The organism is Mesonia mobilis DSM 19841, assembly GCF_000423405.1.
GTDB lineage: Bacteria > Bacteroidota > Bacteroidia > Flavobacteriales > Flavobacteriaceae > Mesonia > Mesonia mobilis.
The window spans coordinates 290321-310273 of sequence record NZ_KE384013.1; the positions used below are offsets into that span (position 1 = coordinate 290321).

At 35.5% G+C, this 19953-nt stretch carries 17 protein-coding genes; 11 read left to right on the plus strand and 6 right to left on the minus strand.

Going from position 1 to position 19953, the window contains the following annotated elements:
• Positions 1 to 169: 169 nt before the first annotated feature.
• A complete protein-coding gene (locus tag G551_RS0113765) occupies positions 170 to 367 on the plus strand; it encodes a DUF1328 domain-containing protein (protein ID WP_027886101.1) in 198 nt (65 codons plus the stop codon).
• A gap of 64 nt (positions 368 to 431) precedes the next feature.
• Entirely contained in the window at positions 432 to 1070 is a 639-nt protein-coding gene (locus G551_RS15975; RefSeq protein ID WP_051191413.1) for a DUF1684 domain-containing protein, read from the plus strand.
• On the opposite strand, the gene crcB is transcribed toward G551_RS15975, so the two are convergent.
• Together crcB and G551_RS0113780 are read right to left on the minus strand one after the other, a co-directional pair.
• Positions 1063 to 1434 (minus strand): fluoride efflux transporter CrcB, encoded by a 372-nt coding sequence (gene crcB / locus G551_RS0113775; RefSeq protein ID WP_027886102.1) that lies wholly within the window; start codon positions 1432 to 1434, stop codon positions 1063 to 1065. The genes G551_RS15975 and crcB overlap by 8 nt on opposite strands.
• Entirely contained in the window at positions 1435 to 2517 is a 1083-nt protein-coding gene (locus G551_RS0113780; RefSeq protein WP_027886103.1) for an SRPBCC family protein, read from the minus strand.
• 90 nt (positions 2518 to 2607) lie between these two features.
• Between G551_RS0113780 and G551_RS0113785 the strand changes: the two genes are divergently transcribed.
• The gene (locus G551_RS0113785; protein ID WP_027886104.1) at positions 2608 to 4659 is read left to right on the plus strand and encodes a dipeptidyl-peptidase 3 family protein; all 2052 of its coding nucleotides are present in this window, start codon (positions 2608 to 2610) and stop codon (positions 4657 to 4659) included.
• A gap of 54 nt (positions 4660 to 4713) precedes the next feature.
• Here G551_RS0113785 and G551_RS0113790 read toward each other — a convergent pair whose 3' ends face one another.
• The 4 genes from G551_RS0113790 to G551_RS0113805 form a co-directional block, all read right to left on the minus strand.
• On the minus strand, positions 4714 to 5337 hold the full coding sequence (locus tag G551_RS0113790) for a response regulator (protein ID WP_027886105.1): 624 nt from the start codon (positions 5335 to 5337) through the stop codon (positions 4714 to 4716).
• Entirely contained in the window at positions 5334 to 7094 is a 1761-nt protein-coding gene (locus G551_RS0113795) for a tetratricopeptide repeat-containing sensor histidine kinase (protein ID WP_027886106.1), read from the minus strand. The genes G551_RS0113790 and G551_RS0113795 overlap by 4 nt, the downstream gene beginning before the upstream one ends.
• On the minus strand, positions 7060 to 7503 hold the full coding sequence (locus G551_RS0113800; RefSeq protein ID WP_027886107.1) for a hypothetical protein: 444 nt from the start codon (positions 7501 to 7503) through the stop codon (positions 7060 to 7062). Before G551_RS0113800 ends, G551_RS0113795 begins: the two co-directional genes overlap by 35 nt.
• Positions 7504 to 7711: 208 nt before the next feature.
• On the minus strand, positions 7712 to 8968 hold the full coding sequence (locus tag G551_RS0113805) for an ABC transporter permease (RefSeq protein ID WP_027886108.1): 1257 nt from the start codon (positions 8966 to 8968) through the stop codon (positions 7712 to 7714).
• A gap of 148 nt (positions 8969 to 9116) precedes the next feature.
• On the opposite strand from G551_RS0113805, the gene purH reads away from it, so the two are divergent.
• The 8 genes from purH to G551_RS0113850 all read left to right on the plus strand — a co-directional run bounded on the left by purH (position 9117) and on the right by G551_RS0113850 (position 19822).
• Complete coding sequence (gene purH / locus G551_RS0113810; protein WP_027886109.1) at positions 9117 to 10649, plus strand: bifunctional phosphoribosylaminoimidazolecarboxamide formyltransferase/IMP cyclohydrolase; 1533 nt, start codon at positions 9117 to 9119, stop codon at positions 10647 to 10649.
• A gap of 42 nt (positions 10650 to 10691) precedes the next feature.
• Entirely contained in the window at positions 10692 to 11720 is a 1029-nt protein-coding gene (locus G551_RS0113815; RefSeq protein WP_027886110.1) for a rod shape-determining protein, read from the plus strand.
• A gap of 14 nt (positions 11721 to 11734) precedes the next feature.
• Entirely contained in the window at positions 11735 to 12559 is an 825-nt protein-coding gene (gene mreC / locus G551_RS0113820; protein ID WP_027886111.1) for a rod shape-determining protein MreC, read from the plus strand.
• Positions 12560 to 13054: 495 nt separating this feature from the next.
• Positions 13055 to 14917, plus strand: coding sequence for a penicillin-binding protein 2 (gene mrdA / locus G551_RS0113830; RefSeq protein WP_027886113.1), 1863 nt, complete (start codon positions 13055 to 13057; stop codon positions 14915 to 14917).
• Entirely contained in the window at positions 14918 to 16171 is a 1254-nt protein-coding gene (gene rodA / locus G551_RS0113835) for a rod shape-determining protein RodA (RefSeq protein ID WP_027886114.1), read from the plus strand.
• A 69-nt stretch (positions 16172 to 16240) separates the two neighbouring features.
• The gene (locus G551_RS0113840; protein WP_027886115.1) at positions 16241 to 17530 is read left to right on the plus strand and encodes an NAD(P)/FAD-dependent oxidoreductase; all 1290 of its coding nucleotides are present in this window, start codon (positions 16241 to 16243) and stop codon (positions 17528 to 17530) included.
• Between the two features lie 3 nt (positions 17531 to 17533).
• Positions 17534 to 19123: a 4Fe-4S binding protein gene (locus G551_RS0113845; RefSeq protein WP_027886116.1), complete on the plus strand. Its 1590-nt coding sequence runs from the start codon at positions 17534 to 17536 to the stop codon at positions 19121 to 19123.
• 3 nt (positions 19124 to 19126) lie between these two features.
• Positions 19127 to 19822, plus strand: coding sequence for a glycosyltransferase family 2 protein (locus G551_RS0113850; RefSeq protein ID WP_027886117.1), 696 nt, complete (start codon positions 19127 to 19129; stop codon positions 19820 to 19822).
• Positions 19823 to 19953 lie beyond the last annotated feature (131 nt).

Below are 19953 nucleotides of genomic sequence, written 5' to 3' on the forward strand. Positions count from 1 at the left end.
AAAAACCTCTCGAAAAATTAATTCGGGAGGTTTTTTTGTTTTAGCCCTATCAAGTTAACAAGTTTTAACGAATTGATTATGTTTTGGTTAAATAAACTTCAATTAGTAATTTGTTAATATAAATACGTCTGTCTCTAAGTTATCTTTACCAAAAACAAATAGATAGATCATGAAAGAGAAAAGTATTACATTTTTAGTATTAGCATTGGTAACAGGAGTTTTAGGATTTGCGTTAGGTAATTTTACCGGAAGCCAAATTCTAAGAGTTTTATTTATAGTTTTTGCAGATCTTTTTGTGGTTTCAATTTTGGCTAAAGGACTTTTTAGCAATTCTACGCAACTTAAAAAAGTAAAAGTTAGAAAATAATAACTTCAAAATTACTTAGTGAAATTATGTATTTCAAATTACCTTTGCTTTAAAGATTTAAAGGTTGAAAAGCATCTACTTTACCATATTTATATTGATATCCTTTTGTACAAAAGCGCAAAAGGATTCTTTAGTTTCTTCTTTAGACTACCAAAATCATTTAAATGAAGAATTTGCGAATCAAGAAACTTCACCTTTAACCGAAGACGATCTCGAATCTTTCCAGAGTCTATCCTTTTTTGATATTGATGAAGCGTATATTGTAAAAGCAAAATTCATCCAAACAGAATCGGCTTCCCCTTTTGTGATGCCTACCACAACGGAGCGTAAACCTATTTATGTGAAATATGGTGAATTGCATTTTACATTGAAAGGAAAAAAGCTGAGCTTAAATGTTTATCAAAGTCAGCGTTTGTTAACCGATCCTAAATACAAAGATTATTTATTTATACCGTTTACAGATTTGACTAATGGTGAAAGCACTTATGGCGGAGGAAGGTATTTAGATTTTAAAATCCCTACTTCGTCAGAAGTAATTTTAGATTTCAATAAAGCTTACAATCCGTATTGCGCGTATAATGGTATTTATTCTTGCCCGATTCCTCCTAAGGAAAATGATTTGCCTATAAAGATCGAATCCGGCGTGAAAAAATATGAAAAGCAGGTGGCAAAATCTACTTCCAAAGAATCTTCAGTTAAATAAACTTTACCAGCCACATTCCTAAAAATACTGCAGCAAAGCCAACAACGATACTAGCTAAAGCGTAGGCAGCAAAACTTAAGAAGTCTCCAGATTTTAAAAATAAATGACTCTCGTAAGCAAAGGTTGAAAAGGTGGTAAAGCCTCCACAAAAACCGGTCGCGAGAAGTAAGGTTGTTTCTTGGGAAAGATTTTCAGATTTGGCAAAATATCCTAAAATAAGTCCGATAAGTAAGCTTCCCAGAATATTCGCTAAAAAAGTACCATAAGGGATTCCCGTGGTTGAATTGTTTAAAAATTTGCCGAGCAGGTAACGAGCCATACTTCCGGTGCCGCCACCAATAAATACGAGCGCTAAATTTTTCATTTAAATACTTTCGTTTTCAGCCGTCAATAAAGCGTTTTCCTTTCGCTGGATCGGAATATAAATTTCGGTTTCCCAATTTGCCGGGTTTGGTTCTAAACCGGGATCGGTTACATAAATTTCAAACGGAGCGATTTCTGTATTCTTTTCAAAATCGGTTTTCTGTAAATAACTTTCAGCCTTTTCCCAAGCTTCGGGAAGATTGCTGTAATCACCTTTTAAAGTTACTTTTAGTGCAGTAGTTTTAGGATTGTAATCACATAAAACATCGCTAGTTGGCGGAGTTGCCATTTCTGTAGGTGTTGGGATGGCGCACGAGAAAATTACCGTATTATTTTCTTCGTTAATTTGGTTATAGATCGTCATTGGTTGGCCACTCATTTCAATATCCATTTCACTCATAAAGTTAGCTACCGTAGGGAAGAGTTGTTCCATTTTAGCGCTCAAAGCTTTCGGATTGTTTTTTGAAGCGGTTGTGAGATACATATAATAAGTGCCGCCATATTCAGTTACTCCATCAATATTGATCGAGTATTTTTTCATTTTTTCAGTTAAAACATCATTTAAGTTATTGAGTCCGCTTTCAAACATTGGATGTAGCATTTCGCTCATCGATTCTTCTTCAAAAGCCATAAAAAGTTTTTCAAAAAAACCTTGCTCACCTTTCATTCCCCAAGTCACTTTCGTTTTATTTTCAACAGGTTCAAACTTCCAATAGACATCGCTGGTAGAATTTCCGATAGGCGTTTCAAAAGTAATTTCTTGATCGATCGATTTATTTGGGATCACCTTTAGGGTTTTCATAGAACCATCCATAGGTTCTTTATCTCCTTTCCAAGAATACGATGCACCTTCGCCACTTGTATTTTCTGGGTAATTAATTATCATTTTTGGGTCTTCTTCTTTCCAAGGTCCCCAATCTTCCCAAGTTCTATATTCGTTTACTTCATTAAAAACCATTGTTACGGGAACATTCATCACCATTGTTTCTTCAGCTTGATATTCACCATCGATCGTTGCTACATAGATAGAACCCCCAATAATCACAATAAGAATTAAGAAAAATAAGTACTTGAAAATCTTCATTCGATAAATTGTTGAATTTTGTTAAGCTAATATACGTAATTTACAAAAGCTTAATCATTACATTTGTGAAAACAATTAATAATCTATACAATGAAATTTAAATTTATACCGATGCTTTTAGCGGCATCACTTTTTGTGGTTTCCTGTGAAGATCATAAAAAGGAAGAAAAAGCTCAAACTTCTACCGAGCAAACAGAAGAAAAAAATAGTGAAGATTTCGACTTTACCGCAGAAGAGTTTGCCGATCTAAAAATACTTCGCTACCAAATACCGGGTTGGGAAAACCTTTCACTTAAAGAGCAAAAGTTAGTTTATTATTTAACTCAAGCCGGACTTTCTGGTCGCGATATTATCTGGGATCAAAACTACAAGCATAACCTAACGATTAGAAAAGCATTCGAAAACATTTATACCAATTTCGAAGGCGATAAAACCACCGAAAATTGGAAGTTTTTTGAAGAATACTTAAAAAGAGTTTGGTTCTCTAACGGAATTCATCACCATTACTCGATGGATAAAATGATGCCAGAATTCTCTAAAGAATATTTAAACACGCTTTTAAAAGAAACCAATACGCAACTTACCGGTGAAGCTTTTGAAGTTTTATTTAACGATAAAGCGATGAAAAAAGTAAACCTAAATGAAGAGAAAGGTTTAATTAAAGGTTCTGCGGTTAATTTTTATGGTGAAAATATTACTGCGGAAGAAGTAGATGCTTTTTATGCTGAAAAAAAATCACCGAACCCTCAACAACCCCTTTCTTTTGGTTTAAACTCTAAACTCGTAAAAGAAAACGGAAAATTAGTTGAAAAAGTTTGGAAAAGCGGCGGAATGTATGGTGAAGCCATCGATGAAATTATCAAGTGGTTAGAAAAAACACAAGATGTTGCAGAAAACCAAAAGCAAGCCGATGCACTTGGTTTATTGATCAAGTATTACCAAACCGGCGATTTACAAACTTGGGACGATTACAACGTCGCTTGGGTTGAAGCTACTGAAGGAAACATCGATTACATCAACAGTTTTATTGAAGTATATAACGACCCGAAAGGTTATCGCGGTTCTTACGAAACGATTGTGCAGATCAAAGATTTTGATATGTCTGAAAAAATGAAAGTTTTAGAAGAGAATGTACAGTGGTTCGAAGATAACTCGCCTATTATGGATGAGCACAAAAAAGATTCTGTGGTTGGGGTAACTTACAAAACGGTGATCGTTGCTGGAGAAGCGGGTGATGCTTCACCAAGCACACCAATCGGAGTAAATTTACCAAACGCCAACTGGATTAGAACGCAACACGGAAGTAAATCGGTTTCTTTAGGAAATATCATTCACGCTTACGAAAATGCAGGAGGTTCAGATAAGCTGAAAGAATTTGCGCACGATGAAGAAGAAATTCAACTTTCTGAAAAATACGGAGCGCAAGCCGATAAATTACATACCGCTCTACACGAAGTAGTTGGTCACGCTTCCGGAAAAATTAATCCGGGAATTGGTGAAACGAAAGAAACCTTGAAAAATTATGCCTCGACTATGGAAGAAGGTCGTGCAGATTTAGTAGGGCTTTATTTTTTAATGGATCCGAAATTAGAAGAACTTGGCTTAACCGACGACTATGAAAAACTAGGAAAAGCAGCGTATAACGATTACATTAGAAACGGATTAATGACGCAATTAACCCGAATCGAACTAGGTAAGGATATTGAAGAGGCTCATATGCGTAACCGCCAATGGGTGAGTGCTTGGGTTTTTGAAAAAGGAAAAGAAGCCGGAGTAATTACAAAAAAAACGGTTGATGGGAAAACTTCTTTCAAGATCAACGATTACGAAAAATTACGTGAATTATTTGGTGAACTTTTAAAAGAAGCACAGCGAATTAAATCTGAAGGTGATTTTAAAGCAGCGCAAAATTTAGTTGAAACCTACGGTGTAAAAGTCGATCAAGAAGTTCATGCAGAAGTTTTAGAAAGAAACAAGAAATTTAAATCGGCTCCGTATAGCGGATTTATAAATCCGGTACTTGTGACAGAAACAGATGAGAATGGCGAGATCAAAACCATTAAAGTAACTCAGCCTGAAAGTTTCGAAGAGCAAATGATGATGTATTCTAAAGAATACGGCTTCTTACCAGAAGTTAACTAAGACAAATAGTTAAGTGTAATAAAAAAATCCCTTTCTAATTAGAAAGGGATTCTTTTAAAAATCATATTTCTTTTCAAGAGCGTAGCGAAGTAGCTCACCTTTGCCGTGTAAGTCTAATTTACGCATCATGTTTTTTCGGTGAGTTTCTACGGTTGAAACAGAACAAAACCGAATTTCTGCAATCTCATTAGAAGTTTTTCCTTCGCCAATAAGTCGAAGAATTTCTCGTTCTGTTTTAGATAAAATAGATTTTTCTTTAGGAGTAGGTTCAGCATCTAAAAAAGAAATATCGAGGCCGGCGTCAAAATAAGAATCTCCATTAATAACAGTTTCAATTCCTTTTTTAACATCATTAAGACCAGAGTTCTTAAGAATGTAAGCATCTGCGCCTGCATCTAGCATTTGGCTTACTGCTTCTTGTTGATCGAACATCGTAAAGGCAATGACTTTAGTCTTTGGGAATTTCTTTTTGATGATCTTAGTTGCTGTAATGCCATCGATTTTAGGCATACGAATATCGGTAATTACTACGTTTGGTTGCTTTTGCTCTATAAGGTCGATTAGTTTTTCACCATCATTTGCCATTCCGATAATTTCGAAATTAGGATCATATTCAAATAATAGGTTAATACCGTCGATTAAAGATTGATGGTCTTCTGCAATTACAATGGTCGTCATATCGGTAAATTTATGATAATACTACTGCCTCGTTCAGGATGAGAGTCAATTTCTAAACTTCCACCTAAATTTTCAATTCTTTTTTCAATGGTGGTGATACCCACACCTTTTGATTTGGAGAAATTTTGCTTAAAACCTCTACCGTTATCTTCCACAATAATGTTTAAGATTGAATTGTGATTGGTAAGTGAAATGTTAGCTTCTGTAGCATTTGCGTGTTTGATAATATTTGTAATGAGTTCTTGTATGATTCTGAAAATTTTAATTTCTAATGAATTTTCAAGTCTATTTTTTAGACCAAAATGATCAATTTCAATCTTAATTTTTTCAGAAGAAATATTATTAGTGAAATTTTGTATCGCCGGCAATAAACCTTGACTGGCAACAACTCCACTACTTTTTTCGTGCGCCATTGTTCTCACGCTTTGATAAGCGTCATTAATTAGATTTAGACTGTTGTTGATCGATTTATTGACGATGTTGGGGTCAGATTGATGTTGCTCTAGATTTTGAAGGTTTAATTTTAAAGCAGCTAAAGTGCCACCTAAATTATCGTGTAAGTTTTCAGCAAGTCGCTGTCGCTCTTTTTCTTGTCCTTCAATAAGAACATCGATACTTCTTAGTTCTTGTTCTTTTAATTCTTTTTCAATCTTTTGGATTCTAATTTTTTCTTTTTGCTTGGCTAGTAATTGTTTTCTTTTAGCATTTTTAGCGATTAAAATACTAATGCCGGTTCCTAAAATTATAGAGGCAATTACGACGATAATAAGAATGTTTTGCGTTTGTTTTTTTTCTACAATATCATTTTTTAGCAGCGCGTTTTCTTTCTCTTTTTTCTCTGTTTCATATTTGGTTTGTAACTCATTAATAGCAATGCTTTGGTTAACTTGGTTAAGGCTATCTTGCATCGCTGTATATTTGTTTTTATAGGTTAAAGCTTTCTCGAAATTTTGCGTTGCTTTGTAGTAGTTAGATAATTTACCGTAAATTACTTTTTTATAAAATGCAACATTCTCAGTGATTTTAAGGCTGTCTGCTTTTCTTAAAAAAACTAAAGCTTGGCTTATATTACCTTCTTTTTCATAACTATTTCCTAAGTTTATATAAGAGGTAACTAAGCGCTCTTTAGCTGCATTAGAGTTTTGGTAAAAATTTAAAACTTTCTTATAATGGTATCTGGCAGAATCTTGTTTGTTTTCAAAACCAGATAATAATAGCGCTAGGTTATTGGTGGTTTTTGCCCATAATATGCTATCGTTACTTTTAGCAGCAAAATCTATCGCTTTTTGAAAGTGTTTCTTCGAAGTTTTGTAGGTTTTCGGGCTCCAGAAAACGACACCGTAAGCTTTGTGGGCGATGGCAAGTTTTTGGGTGTCTCTAACTTTTTTAGCATATTGAAAATAACGGTCTAAAAACTTTTTAGCAGTCTCATTATTTTTACCAGCTCCATTTTTATGATGTAATTGTAAATTACATTCTGCAACCATTTCTTCATTTCCGATAGTTTCGAAAATTTTAAGCGCCTTAAAAATTTCTTCAGAAGAAGCTTTTATTTTGTCTTGAGCATCTAAATAATTAGAATAGTTATAATAAAGATAGGCTTTTTTTAAAGCATCGGTTTCATTATTAATTCTTTGCTCATAGTAAGCAATAGAGTCATTGGTTTCAGTTTTTTGAGCAAAAAATGAAATTGAATAAAGTAGAAATATAAAAATTATTGCTTTACGATACTTCGAGTACGCCGCCACATCCTTCATCTGGTTGTATGTTGTTTAATATGCTAAAACTTCCGTCACATAGATCTTCCCAAGCTTTTAATCGTTTATCGTTAACTAATCTAATAAATTGTGATAAAACAGTGGAGGGAGAAAAATCTTGTGGTTTTTGGTTATAAATTAATACTTGTAACTTATTGTTAGGGAAATTGTTAATTCCGAAATTAGATAAGATTATATGCAAATTTATACTTGTGGCAGAAGGTTGGCCGCTGTAAGAATTAGAGGTGTTGTCTGAAATAGCAACTAATAAGCTGGTACAAGCTTGAGAATTTATAGCGTTGATAGAATAGCTGTAAAAGTTTGTGTTAGGTACCGGGATAGTTAAATTTAAAATACCATTTTGTACGCTACTCGTATTGCTGTTAATTCTAAAATTTACTACACTCATTTTTGGAAGATTTTGATTAGAAAGTAAAAATGAACATTTGCAAAGATTTAAAGCATACCCGATTGAGGGTATATTTGTTTCGAAAGTAAAAAGATCAGATTATAAAACCTAAAGTTTATTATTTATAACCAATTTTTTTGAATTCTTTTTAATCGCTCATTGCGTTTTAAGGGTAAAGTTGAATATGAGAAAAGCTTCGTTTAAAAAATCACATTCCTGTTCTAATCGCTTCTACAGGATCTAGTTTCGAAGCAGAGATAGCCGGAATAATGCCAGAAATGAGCCCTATTGCTCCCGATACAGAAATACCGATCATAATATTGGTGAAGGATAAGACGAATTGAAAATCACCGGTAAATTGAGAGAGAATAAGAGTGATGATCCAAACTAAAAAAATACCTATAAGCCCACCAAAAATGGAGAGAATTACCGCTTCAAATAAAAATTGAAGTAAAATAAATTTATTCTTCGCTCCCAACGATTTTTGTATCCCGATAAGGTTGGTTCGTTCTTTTACACTTACAAACATAATATTAGCAATTCCAAAACCACCAACAAGTAGGGAGAAACCACTAATTATAAGTCCGAACAAATTCATTTGTCCGGTAATGTTATCGATAAAATCGGTTAAACCTTTGAGCTGATTTACAAAAAAGTTGTTTACTTGATCGGGTTTTAAACCGCGATATAAACGTAAGCTTTGTTCAACTTGGGCGATGTAAGCTGCGTGATCTACATCGTCTTCCGGTTTGAGAATGATCTGCGGAAAAGTTTGCTTGTTATTATCGCCATAAATTCTTCGGGTAACATTCACCGGTAAAAATATAGCGCCGTCTTTCGATTGACTGAACATACTATTTCCTTCTTTTTCAAGAACGCCGATCACCGCAAATTTTCTTCCGTATAAACGAACTTTGTTACCCATCGCGGCTTCAGGATTTCCGAAAAGATTTTCAGCAACTTCATTTCCTAACACCACAACCGGAGCGCCACTATTCGATTCAGCTTCATTAAAAAATCGTCCTTCTTGTAACTGTAAAGCTTCAATAAAATAATATTCACTGGTTACTGCGCCAATCTCTACACCTTGTACTTGTTTGCCGCCATAGGTTACCGGTTCAGATTTTACATTTAGCGTGTAAGTGGCTGCGGCGGTTTGAGGTAAACTTCTTTTTAGATGTTGGTATTCATCATAACTTACATCGGGAAATTGCTCTCTTTTCCACTGCGGAATATCGGTTGGTGAAAACGAAAATCGCATAACGATCATCGTACTGGTATCTAACGAACTTAAACTGCCTTCGATTTCTTTTTTTAGAGAATCTACCGCCGCCAGAATAGCGATAATAGAAAATATACCAATGGTAACTCCTAAGAGCGATAAGAAAGTTCGCAACTTATTGTTCTTTAATGCGTTTATCGCAAAAAACAAACTTTCTTTAAGAATTCTCAAGTAAATTAGCATAGGTGTTTGCTCGTCAATTTATAATGCCGCTTAAAGATAGGACGTTTAGTTGTTTTTTTTGTTACAACTTTTGCTGAAAAATGAGGAATTAGGCTAGCTTTTTTTGGCATAAAAATATTACTTTCGCACTTTTAAACAACACAGCAACATGAGCGATATTAAAACTGCAAAATCAGCATTAATTTCTGTATTCCATAAAGATGGTTTAGAGCCAATTGTAAAGAAATTGGATGAACTTGGAGTAACTATTTATTCTACCGGTGGTACCGAAACTTTTATTAAAGATTTAGGAATAAATGTAGTTCCTGTAGAAGATGTAACTTATTATCCTTCAATTTTAGGCGGAAGAGTAAAAACCCTTCATCCAAAAGTTTTTGGAGGGATCTTAAATCGTCAAGATCACGAAGGTGATGTGGCAGAAATGGAGCAGTATGAAATTCCGCAGTTAGATATCGTGATTGTAGATTTATATCCGTTTGAAAAAACCGTAGCTTCTGGAGCTTCAGAACAAGATATTATCGAGAAAATAGATATTGGAGGTATTTCTTTAATTCGTGCAGCAGCAAAGAATTTTAAAGACGTACTTTGTGTTTCTTCGATGAATGATTATGATGAATTTTTACAAGTAATCACAGAAGGCGAAGGGAAAACCAGCTTAAAAGATAGAAAGCGTTTTGCTGCAAAATCTTTCAATATTTCTTCTCACTACGATACAGCGATCTTCAACTATTTTAATGCAGAAAATGAAGAAGTTGTTTACAAGGCAAGTATCACTGAAGGTAAAAAATTACGTTACGGAGAAAACCCTCACCAAGAAGGGTTTTTCTTTGGAGATTTTGATGCGATGTTCGATAAACTTCACGGTAAAGAGCTTTCGTATAACAACTTATTAGATGTAGATGCTGCTGTAAATTTAATGAATGAGTTTAAAGGTGAAGCACCGACATTTGCTATTTTAAAACATAACAATGCTTGTGGTTTAGCGCAACGTGAAACTTTACACCAAGCTTACGTAGATGCTCTAGCAGGAGATCCTGTTTCTGCTTTCGGCGGAATTTTAATTAGCAATACTACTATCGATGCTTCAACCGCAGAAGAAATTCATAAATTGTTTTGTGAAGTAGTGATCGCTCCGGCTTTCGATGCCGATGCGTTAGAAATCTTAAAAGGAAAGAAAAACAGAATTCTTCTTATTCAGAAAGAAACCGAGCAGCCAAACAAAACCGTAAGAACTTGTTTAAACGGAGTTTTAGTTCAAGATAAAGATGCTAAAACAGATGCTGCAGAAGATTTAAAAGAAGTAACTTCAGAAAAACCTTCAGCATCGCAAATTGAAGATCTATTATTTGCATCAAAAATCTGTAAGCATACCAAATCGAATACGATTGTTCTGGCTAAAGGAAAACAACTTTGCGCTAGCGGAACCGGGCAAACCTCTCGTGTAGATGCGTTGCGTCAAGCGATTGAAAAAGCAAAATCTTTCGATTTCGATCTAGAAGGAGCGGTTATGGCAAGTGATGCTTTTTTCCCTTTTCCAGACTGTGTAGAGATCGCAGACAATGCAGGTATTAAATCGGTGATTCAACCGGGAGGTTCTATAAAAGATGAATTAAGTATAGATTATTGCAATAAAAACAATATTTCTATGGTTATGACAGGAACGCGTCATTTTAAGCATTAATTTTTATACTTTTATATACGCTTATAAGCTTTAAAATATTATATGGGATTTTTTGATTTTTTAACGGAAGAGATTGCGATAGATTTAGGGACGGCCAATACGTTAGTGATTCATAATGATAAGGTGGTTGTCGATAGTCCGTCGATTGTAGCAAGAGACCGAGTATCTGGTAAAATTATTGCCGCTGGTAAAGAGGCTGCCATGATGCAAGGAAAAACCCATGAAAATATAAAAACCATACGCCCGCTTAAAGACGGAGTAATTGCAGATTTTGATGCCAGTGAGCAAATGCTTACACGTTTTATTAAAGACATACCGGCATTAAAAAAGAAAGTGTTTACTCCGGCTTTAAGAATGGTTATTTGTATTCCTTCAGGAATTACAGAAGTAGAAATGCGTGCGGTAAAAGAAAGTGCCGAGCGTGTGAATGGTAAAGAAGTTTATCTTATTCACGAACCGATGGCCGCAGCTATTGGTATTGGCGTAGATATTATGCAGCCAAAAGGGAACATGATCGTCGATATAGGTGGTGGTACGACCGAAATTGCTGTAATTGCTTTAGGCGGTATTGTTTGTGATAAATCAGTAAAGATCGCCGGTGATGTATTTACCAACGATATTGTTTATTACATGCGTACGCAACACAACCTTTATGTAGGTGAACGTACTGCAGAAAAAATTAAAATTCAGATAGGAGCCGCAACAGAAGATCTAGAAGTTCCGCCGGAAGATATGAGCGTTCAAGGGCGAGATTTGTTAACCGGAAAACCAAAACAAGTTGAAATTTCGTATCGAGAAATTGCCAAAGCTTTAGATAAATCGATCTTGCGTATTGAAGATGCGGTGATGGAAACTTTATCGCAGACTCCTCCAGAATTAGCAGCAGATATTTATAACACCGGAGTGTATTTAGCCGGTGGTGGTTCTATGCTTAGAGGTTTAGATAAGCGTTTATCTCAAAAAACAGAATTACCGGTTTATATTGCTGAAGACCCTTTGCGAGCGGTTGTAAGAGGTACAGGGATTACCTTAAAAAATATTGGTAAATTTAAAAGTGTACTTATCAAGTAGAAGAAGCTTAGTTTATGCAGCAAATCATCAATTTTCTTATAAAGTATAAGAATACCTTATTATTTCTGCTATTACTTTTTATCTCGCTTGTATTTACGGTTCAATCTCATTCTTATCACAAAAGCAAATTTATAAATTCTGCAAACTCTTTAACGGGCGGTGTTTATAATTGGGCAAATGATATAGATGAATATTTTAATCTTAAAGAATATAACGATCGTTTAGTTGAAGAAAATAAATACCTGCGTTCTCGGTTAGGAGAATTAAATGCGAAAAATTTAGATACCATTTATCAAGACACTTCAAGTTTCGATAACCCTTATCAATTTACTTCAGCAAAAGTTATTCGAAATCAATTTTCTAATATCGATAACTATATTTTAGTCGATAAAGGTGAAAAAGATAGCATTCATAGTGATTTAGGTGTAATTACCAGTAGAGGTATCGTTGGTATTGTTGAAGAAAGTAGCCGTAATTTTTCACGGGTGATTTCTATTTTAAATACCAATTCTTCTATTTCGGTTCAGCTTAAAAACACTAATCACTTCGGAAGTTTATTGTGGAATGGTAAAAACCCGAATATCGTTCAATTAGAAGAAGTACCACGTTTAGCTCCGGTAAAAAAAGGAGATACCATTACGACCGATGGCCGTTCCTATATTTTTCCAAAAGGTATTCCTGTTGGGGTCGTCGATAATTTTGAACTCGATGTAAATCAAAGTTATTACAAAATAAATGTGCGTTTGTTTAATGATATGACAAATGTGGGTTACGTTTATATTATCGACAATCAAAACTTAGAAGAATTACAATCGTTAGAAACAGAGAATAATGAATAAGCTGGTAACCACAAATATCACTCGGTTTATTCTTTTGGTATTGTTGCAGGTACTCATTTTGAGTAATATCAATTTTTTAGGATTTATCAATCCTTATTTATATGTGTTTTTTATTTTACTCTTACCTCTAAATTTAGACCATTGGAAGGTTTTAATTTATTCTTTTCTTATTGGTATTGTTATTGATGTTTTTCAGGACAGCGGCGGTATAAATGCTGCAGCAAGCTTAGTGGCGGCCTACTTTAGGCCCAATATATTAAAGTTTGCGTTCGGAGTAAGTTACGAGTTTCAGACCATTAAGTTTTACCAAACACCTTTTACACAGCGGTTAACTTATATTTTGTTGATAGTTTTTATTCATCATTTCGTGCTTTTTTCATTCGCATACTTTAACTTTACTTATAGCTTAGAAATTTTGAAGAACACCTTGTTCTCTGGCATTTTTACCGTACTGTTAATAGTAATTTCAATGATTTTATTTAGAAAGAGATATCGATGAGAAGATTACTTCCTTTTATTTTAATTGTACTTACGGGCTTTGTTTTTTTAGGCCGCTTATTCTATATGCAAATTGTAGATGAATCTTCCGCAATTTTATCACAGAACAATGCAATAAAAATTGAGTACGATTATCCGCAACGTGGGTATATTTTTGATAGAAATGGAGAACTTCTCGTTTCTAACCAACCTTCTTACGATGTGATGGCGATCCCGAGAGAAGTAGAACGTTTTGATACGTTAGAGCTTTCAACACTATTAAATATAACTCCCGAGCGATTAGGAAAACGTTTAGATAAAGCGAAAATTTATTCCCCACGATTACCCTCTGTAATTGTGCCGCAGCTTACCAAAGAAGAATACGCTTACTTTCAGGAAAAACTAAGAAAATATAAAGGTTTTTATATTCAAAAAAGATCTTCCAGAGACTATCAAATCGATTACGGCGCTAATTTTTTAGGCTATATTTCTGAAGCTAATACTGCAGAAATTAATAACAATTCTTATTATCAAGCCGGAGATTTAATCGGTCGTCAAGGTGTCGAAAAACAATATGAAGAAATTCTTCGCGGTACCAAAGGTGTAAAATACATTCAAAAAGACCGTTTCAACAGAGAAATTGGTTCTTATAAAGAAGGAGTTTACGATACTTTACCGGTAAAAGGAAAAGACATCACGCTCACTATCGATGCTGAATTACAAGCATACGGAGAAAAACTTATGAAGAATAAGCGTGGTGGTATTGTTGCTATCGAACCTCAAACCGGAGAAATTTTGAGTTTGGTAAGCGCGCCAAGCTACGATCCCGATCTTTTAGTAGGAAGAAAGCGGAGTAAAAACTTTAATAAACTTTGGTACGATACGATTGCTAAACCGCTTTACGACCGTAGTTTGCAAGCTATGTATCCGCCGGGATCACCATTTAAAACAATGACGGCTTTAATTGCATTACAAGAAAATGTAATTGGTACAAAAGAACGTATCGACTGTCATCACGGGTTCTCTTACGGGCGAGCTTCGAGAATGAAATGCCATAGTCATCCTTCACCTTTAAGTATGTCTCCGGCAATTGCGCATTCTTGTAATGCTTACTTCGGAAAAGTTTACCGCAGAATTATAGAAAAATTCGATTCGCCTCAAGCCGGGATGGACGCTTGGCACGATCATTTGGCAAGTTTTGGTTTAGGAGATTTTTTAGGAAACGATTTACCGGTAGGTCAACCCGGAAGAATCCCCGATGCAGAATATTATAATAAATGGTATCCAGATAATCGTTGGCAAGCCACCTATACTTTATCTAACGGAATTGGTCAAGGAGAAGTAGCGACCACGCCAATTCAATTAGCAAATATGACGGCGACGATTGCCAATAGAGGTTGGTATTATACGCCTCATATTTTAAAGAAGATTGATGAAGAGCCAATTCAGAATAAAAAATATACGACTAAAAATATCACCACCATCGATCCTGAAAATTTCGAACCCATAATTGAAGGAATGTTTGGTGTTTACGAATACGGTACGGCGCAATTCGCTCAAATTCCCGGAGTAGAAATCTGCGGAAAAACAGGAACTGCTGAAAATTACACGAAAATCAATGGGGAAAGAACACAACTCACCGATCACTCGATCTTTGTAGCTTTCGCTCCTAAAGATGACCCGAAGATTGCTCTAGCTGTTTTTGTTGAAAATGGTTATTGGGGCGCACGTTACGGCGGAAGAATTGCCAGTTTAATGATTGAAAAATATTTAAAAGATGAAATTACCCGAACAGATTTAGAAAGTTGGGTAATGTCTCATAGCCTAGAAGAAGAATATGAAAAACCCTACAGTGGCGAACCTTTTAAAATCAATCAGTAAATGAATAAAAGCACCGGCTTCGATTGGATTTCTATTATATTGTTTTTACTATTAGTCGCTTTTGGATGGGTAAATATTTATTCTGCATCTCTAAACGATAGTGCGCAAGGCTTTTTTGATTTAAGTCAGACTTATGGTCGTCAAGGCTTGTTTATTGGCTTAAGTATAGTGCTCATTATTTTTATTCTTTCGGTAGAAGCTAAGTTTTACGAACGTTTTTCTAGTGTGATTTATCTGGCTTCTTTGCTTTCCCTTTTAGGCTTATTTGTATTTGGCAAAACCATTTCCGGAGCCACTTCTTGGTATGCATTTGGAGGTTTTAGTATTCAGCCTTCAGAATTTGTAAAAGCTGCAACTGCATTGGCTTTGGCAAAATATTTAAGTGATATTCAAACCAATATCAATTCATTTAAGCATCAACTAGGAGCTTTTTTAATCATCGTTTTACCTGCAATACTTATTGTTTTACAACCTGATGCTGGTAGTGCTTTAGTGCATGCAGCTTTCTTTTTTCCACTATATCGTGAGGGTCTTTCAGGTGGTTATTTGTTGGTAGGGCTTTCAAGTATATCCTTATTTGTGTTTACCTTATTATTCGGGGCAATTTGGGTAAGTGTTGGTGTGGTGCTTTTAGCTTTGGCGATTTTATTTTTGAATAGAAAAAAGAAGAAGAAACACATCGGTCGGTATGTGGCGATCTCTGCTGTATCGATACTCTTTGCGTTTTCGGTTAATTATATTTTTTATAATTTATTTGAACAACATCAACGCGATCGTTTCAATATTGTTTTAGGTAAAGAAGTCGATAGTAAAGGGATTGGTTATAACACCAATCAAAGTGAAATTGCCATTGGTAGCGGTGGCTGGACTGGTAAAGGTTGGACGCAAGGAACACAAACTAAAGGTAATTTTGTGCCCGAGCAGCATACCGATTATATTTTTAGTACTGTTGGCGAAGAATGGGGTTTTGCAGGAACCGCAACGGTAGTTTTGTTATTTATCACCTTACTTATGCGTCTTATTTTCTTGGCAGAACGTCAAAAATCGAAATTTAGTCGGGTGTACGGTTATAGCGTCGTTGGTATTTTGTTTATTCACTTTTTTGTCAATATCGGGATGGTGATCGGTATTTTTCCGACGGTAGGGATTCCGCTTCCTTTCTTTAGTTATGGCGGTTCAGGGCTTTGGGGATTCACTATTTTGCTTTTTATTTTCATAAAATTAGACTCCAATAGAAAAGCGACTTACTATTAAGCGCTTTAACTTTTTTGTTGAATTTTTTCTACAAGAAGTTCTTACCTTTAAAACTTCAGAAAAACTACTATGAGTCACGTTGTCATTATCGGAAACGGAATTGCAGGGATTACTGCTGCACGACATATTCGAAAGTTTTCTGATAAGAAGATCACTGTTATTTCTGCTGAAACAGAATACTTTTTCTCGCGAACAGCCTTGATGTATGTTTTTATGGGACATATGAAGTTGGAACATACACAACCTTATGAAAACTGGTTTTGGGAAAAAAATAGAATTGAGTTAAAGCAAGCTTATATAGATGAGGTTGACTTTAAAAATAAAGCACTTTTTTCTGTGGAAGGAGAAGAAATCACTTACGATCAACTTATTCTAGCAACCGGTTCCGTAACTAATTTTCGTGGTTGGAAAGGGCAAGAGTTGAAAGGAGTTCAGGGATTGGTAAGCAAACAAGATTTAGAGTTGCTCGAAGAAAATTCTGCTAACTTAACACACGCTGTGATCGTTGGCGGAGGTTTAATTGGTGTTGAATTGGCAGAAATGCTTCATACCAGAAATATCGAAGTCACGATGTTGGTACGAGAAAATCATTTCTGGGGAAGTGTGTTGCCTGCGGAAGAAGGAAAACTGATTAGTGATCACATTCAGCAACACGGAATTAATTTGTTGTTTGAAACGGAATTAGATGAAATTATTCCTGATGAAAATAAGCACGTAAAAGCAATAACGACTAAAGATAGAAAGCAAATCGATTGTCAGTTGGTCGGGGTTGCCACCGGTGTAAAACCCAATATCTCTTTTCTGAAAAATACCGAATTAGAAACAGAAATAGGAATTTTAGTAAATCGAAATCTTGAAACCAATATTCCTGATGTTTATGCTATCGGTGATTGCGCGCAACAGCGAGAAGCGATCGGCAATCGAAAATCGGTGGAAGCCGTTTGGTATACCGGAAGAATGATGGGAGAAGCCGTAGCGCAAACGATCTGCGGGAATCCTGCCGCTTACAACCCGGGAAATTGGTTCAATTCGGCGAAATTTTTCGATATCGAATACCAAACTTATGGTTGGGTTTTTCCGAAGAAAAAAGAAGGAGTTACCGATTTTTACTGGGAAGATAAAAAAAATCAACGAGCGCTTCATTTTCAATATAAAACCAATTCAAAAGAATTTTTAGGGATCAACGCTTTTGGGATTCGCTTGCGACACGAAGTGGTTGATACTTGGTTAACAGAAAAGATCTCGATCGAAAATGTGATTCAGCAATTACCAAAAGCTAATTTTGATAAAGAATTTTCTAAGAAATTCTCCAAGCAAGTACAAAAATCTTTTCAGCAATCGCAATTACAAAAGGCTTAGTTTATGAGTAGAGTTCAATATAATATGGCTTTATCGGGGCAACCGCCTCAAGAATTAACTGTTGCGCAAAAAGTCTTCGTGTTTGTAGGAATGTTAGGTCTTTTGGTCTTTTTATTGGCAACCTTTAATTTTCAATTTCCGAATAAAACTTTATGGTTAAGCTTGTCGTTGGGCGCTATTTCTGTCGGGACGATCGGTTTTTCTTGGTCGTTATACGCCAACAAATCAAGCGGAATTAAAAATGATGGTGTCTGGTTTAAATCGTTAACCTCACGCGGACTTTGGGCTTGGGTATTCGGGATTTTAATTACGCTTTTTTACGTCGTTCTTTATTTCTTTCCGCAGTATTTAGGCTTAAATGCAGACGCAGAAAACACCGGTTTGATCGCTTTATTCGATCCGTTAAGTAAAATGTTAAGCGGAAATCCTGCGAGCCAGTGGTTTGTTTACGGGACTTTATATACACTTTCAATTCTACTTTTCGGTATAAAATTCATTTGGAAATATCGTCACAGTCGCTACGAAATTATTCGTACCATTTCTGTAATGTTTTTTCAAACTGCTTTTGCGTTTATCATTCCGGAATTGATGGCACGTTTAAACGGAGAAAGTTTACAACTTCCGTATTACGATCTTAAAAATATCTGGCCGCTTAATTATTATAATTTTGAACAATATCGCATCGACGGTTTTCTCAATTCAGGAACGATCGGTTTAGCTTTACTTATTTTTGGCGTGATCTCTATTTTTGTGATCACGCCCATTTTGACTTATAAATATGGGAAACGTTGGTATTGCTCTTGGGTTTGTGGTTGCGGTGGTTTAGCAGAAACAGCCGGCGATCCTTTTCGACATTTAAGCGATAAACGACAAGTTGCTTGGAAAGTCGAACGTTGGATTGTGCATAGTGTGGTGGTTTTCGTAACCTTGATGACGACTGCCGTGATCTATTCTTACCTCGATTACGATGCTGCTAAATACTGGTTGAATAAAGACGTGTTTTTAGGTTTCGTGGCTTTATTGCTCACCTTGGTTTTTGGCTGGGCAATGTTATTTAGACGAGAAGAATTGCAAAAAGATGCGCAATACGGAGCGATCGGTTATTTTGTAATCATACTCGGACTTATCGGAATTCATTTTTTCTTCGGAAATCAATTATTTCTTTTTCAGGCAGAAACTTTACGTAAAACCTATGCATTTTTAATTGGTTCTGTTTTTAGCGGAGTAATCGGTGTTGGTTTTTACCCCATTTTTGGGAGTCGCGTTTGGTGTCGTTTCGGTTGTCCGATGGCGGCAATTTTAGGTTTTCAGCAGCGTTTATTTTCAAAATTTAGAATCTCTACCAATGGCGGACAATGTATTTCTTGCGGAAATTGTTCTATTTATTGTGAAATGGGAATTGATGTTCGCTCGTATGCGCAAAAAGGCCAGAATATTGTACGTTCGTCTTGTGTAGGTTGTGGTATTTGTGCAGAAGTTTGTCCGCGTGGCGTTTTAAAACTTGAAAACGATTCACCTAACGGAAGAATTAATCCGAAAGATGTACTTTTGGGCAACGATGTAGATTTGATGAACTACGTCAACCAAAAGTAGCCCATGAAAAACCCCCGCATAAAAGTCATCATTCCTGCTTTTAACGAAGCAGATTCTATTGGTTTAGTCATTCAAGATATTCCTGATTTAGTTGAAGAAGTGATCGTGGTGAGTAACAATTCAACCGATCAAACTGAAGAAAATGCCCGAAAAGCTGGAGCAAGCGTTTTAACCGAAACCCGAAAAGGTTATGGTTATGCTTGTTTAAAAGGAATGGATTATGTTGCTGAACAAGCAGAAAAGCCTGATGTTATTGTGTTTTTAGATGGTGATTACAGCGATTATCCGGAGCAACTTTCAGCAATTATTCAACCCATACTTCAAGAAAATATAGATTTTGTAATTGGCGCAAGAGTAGACCGACTTAGGGAAGAAGGTTCAATGACGTTTCCACAAATTTTCGGTAATTGGTTAGCTACGCGATTAATGCGTTTGTTTTTTGGAGCAAGATTTACCGATCTAGGTCCGTTTCGAGCCATTAAATATGAAAAGTTATTGGCCTTAAAAATGGAAGACAAAACCTATGGTTGGACGGTTGAAATGCAGTTGAAAGCCATCAAACAAAAACTTTCGTATGTAGAAGTGCCAGTAAATTATAGAAATCGAATAGGTGTTTCTAAAGTTTCAGGAACGTTAAAAGGAGCCGTAATGGCCGGGGTTAAAATTTTAGGTTGGATTTTTAAATATAGTTTGAAGTAATAATTGTCGTCATTCCGCGCTTGTTGCGGAATCTCATCTAGTTTTTCTGTTATTCAGTTTTGCTAATTGAGATGCTGAGTTTGAATATAGAACGAAGTTAATCAAGTCCGGAATGACGAAAATAAAATATT

What these genes read in the sequence shown, in the direction of transcription:
- G551_RS0113765 (WP_027886101.1), top strand. Translation starts at nt 170, where the DNA reads ATGAAAGAGAAAAGTATTACATTTTTAGTATTAGCATTGGTAACAGGA.
- crcB (WP_027886102.1), bottom strand. Translation starts at nt 1,434, where the DNA reads ATGAAAAATTTAGCGCTCGTATTTATTGGTGGCGGCACCGGAAGTATG.
- G551_RS0113780 (WP_027886103.1), bottom strand. Translation starts at nt 2,517, where the DNA reads ATGAAGATTTTCAAGTACTTATTTTTCTTAATTCTTATTGTGATTATT.
- G551_RS0113785 (WP_027886104.1), top strand. Translation starts at nt 2,608, where the DNA reads ATGAAATTTAAATTTATACCGATGCTTTTAGCGGCATCACTTTTTGTG.
- G551_RS0113790 (WP_027886105.1), bottom strand. Translation starts at nt 5,337, where the DNA reads ATGACGACCATTGTAATTGCAGAAGACCATCAATCTTTAATCGACGGT.
- G551_RS0113795 (WP_027886106.1), bottom strand. Translation starts at nt 7,094, where the DNA reads ATGAAGGATGTGGCGGCGTACTCGAAGTATCGTAAAGCAATAATTTTT.
- G551_RS0113800 (WP_027886107.1), bottom strand. Translation starts at nt 7,503, where the DNA reads ATGAGTGTAGTAAATTTTAGAATTAACAGCAATACGAGTAGCGTACAA.
- G551_RS0113805 (WP_027886108.1), bottom strand. Translation starts at nt 8,968, where the DNA reads ATGCTAATTTACTTGAGAATTCTTAAAGAAAGTTTGTTTTTTGCGATA.
- purH (WP_027886109.1), top strand. Translation starts at nt 9,117, where the DNA reads ATGAGCGATATTAAAACTGCAAAATCAGCATTAATTTCTGTATTCCAT.
- G551_RS0113815 (WP_027886110.1), top strand. Translation starts at nt 10,692, where the DNA reads ATGGGATTTTTTGATTTTTTAACGGAAGAGATTGCGATAGATTTAGGG.
- mreC (WP_027886111.1), top strand. Translation starts at nt 11,735, where the DNA reads ATGCAGCAAATCATCAATTTTCTTATAAAGTATAAGAATACCTTATTA.
- mrdA (WP_027886113.1), top strand. Translation starts at nt 13,055, where the DNA reads ATGAGAAGATTACTTCCTTTTATTTTAATTGTACTTACGGGCTTTGTT.
- rodA (WP_027886114.1), top strand. Translation starts at nt 14,918, where the DNA reads ATGAATAAAAGCACCGGCTTCGATTGGATTTCTATTATATTGTTTTTA.
- G551_RS0113840 (WP_027886115.1), top strand. Translation starts at nt 16,241, where the DNA reads ATGAGTCACGTTGTCATTATCGGAAACGGAATTGCAGGGATTACTGCT.
- G551_RS0113845 (WP_027886116.1), top strand. Translation starts at nt 17,534, where the DNA reads ATGAGTAGAGTTCAATATAATATGGCTTTATCGGGGCAACCGCCTCAA.
- G551_RS0113850 (WP_027886117.1), top strand. Translation starts at nt 19,127, where the DNA reads ATGAAAAACCCCCGCATAAAAGTCATCATTCCTGCTTTTAACGAAGCA.